Source organism: Bathymodiolus azoricus thioautotrophic gill symbiont (assembly GCF_001298715.1).
Classification (GTDB): Bacteria; Pseudomonadota; Gammaproteobacteria; order PS1; family Pseudothioglobaceae; genus Thiodubiliella.
In genome coordinates this window covers 1-1,477 of sequence record NZ_CDSC02000016.1, presented here as the reverse complement: position 1 = coordinate 1,477, position 1,477 = coordinate 1, and the positions used below count along the sequence as shown (strand labels likewise).

Sequence of the window (1,477 nt, the reverse complement as noted above, 5' to 3'; positions counted from 1 at the left end):
TTACAGTACCTTTGTCTTGTCGGATTAAAGGGTGGTTAATACCATTTGGTTGACTAATTGAGTGTTGCACTTATGATGTGAATTCAAGAATGTATAAAGTTTGGTTGGTTAATGAGGGGCTTGGTTGCCTTTGGTTTCCACCTAATGGGTGAAACTGTTTTTTGGTTGAAATCATTATACCAGTTGGGGTTTGTGTGTTTTTTTTGGTTTTTATTTTTGGATTAGGATTATGCAACAATTAACTGATTTAAAAGCTATTCTTCATTCCAAGCGTGCTAATATTTATTATTTAGATAAATGCCGAGTCATGCAAAAAGACGGGCGTGTTTTATATCTCACAGAAGAGCAAGACAATAAACAATATTGGAATATTCCCATTGCCAATACCACTTGTATTTTACTTGGCGGTGGCACTTCAATCACTCAAGCGGCGATGAGAATGCTCGCTCAAGCAGGAGTTTTAGTCGGTTTTAGTGGCTCTGGTGGTACACCGCTACTTATGGCAACGCAAATTGAATGGTTAACGCCGCAAAGTGAATACCGCCCTACAGAATATGTGCAAGCGTGGATGGGTTTTTGGTTTAACGAAGGCAAACGCTTGCATTTTGCCAAAATTATTCAAACTAAACGCATTGACTTTCTAAACAAAATATGGGGTAAAGATAAAGATCTTCAGGTTGAAGGTATTACACCCAACATAAAGTTACTAGATGATTTTAAGCAAAAAATTATCAATGCCAATAGCGTTAACAAACTTTTAACCGATGAAATGTTGCTTACTAAGGCTCTTTACAGGCAAGCGGTTACTGCCACTAAAACCACAAAGTTTACCCGCCAACATGATAGCACTGACTTGGCTAATGACTTTCTTAATCACGGTAATTATTTGGCTTACGGACTAGCTGCCACCACCCTTTGGGTGCTTGGTATTCCACATGGTTTTGCCCTCATGCACGGCAAAACTCGCCGAGGTGCCTTGGTATTTGACATTGCTGATTTAATTAAGGATACCTTAATATTGCCTTGGGCGTTTATTTGTGCTAAAGAACGGATGAGTGAGCAAGAATTTAGACAACAATGCCTACAAAATTTTACTAAACACAAAGCCCTGGATTTTATGTTTCAAGTCATAAAAGAGATTTGTGCAGAGGCAGATAAAACAACTGAGAGTGAAAAATGTTAGTAACCTTCATTAGCGAATGTGAGAAAAAAGCCCTTAGCAGAACAAGACGAGTATTGGACGCTTTTGCCAACCGTATTGGCAACAACACTTGGCAAACTCCCATTACTGAAGAAGGCTTGAATGCGGTTAAAAGACTCTTACAAAAAACTGCCAGTAAAAATACTGCCGTTAGCTGCCATCAGTTAAAATCAAGAATTAGAACGGAATTACTGTGGGTGGTTGGAAATCGAAACAAGTTTAATAATGAAGGAGTTGTAGCGGTTAATTATACGGAAGCAGATAAATTTATAGGGG

General features: G+C 38.5%; 1 protein-coding gene and 1 pseudogene. Both read left to right on the top strand.

Annotated features, from left to right (window positions below):
• The first annotated feature begins 229 nt into the window (after positions 1-229).
• Positions 230-1,183 carry a type I-F CRISPR-associated endonuclease Cas1f gene (gene cas1f, locus BAZSYMA_RS00340; RefSeq protein ID WP_090714381.1) on the top strand — a complete coding sequence of 318 codons (954 nt, stop codon included), beginning with the start codon at positions 230-232 and terminating at the stop codon, positions 1,181-1,183.
• A pseudogene (locus BAZSYMA_RS00335) lies at positions 1,177-1,477 on the top strand (CRISPR-associated endonuclease Cas3''); the annotation flags it as partial. The gene cas1f and the pseudogene BAZSYMA_RS00335, both read left to right, overlap by 7 nt.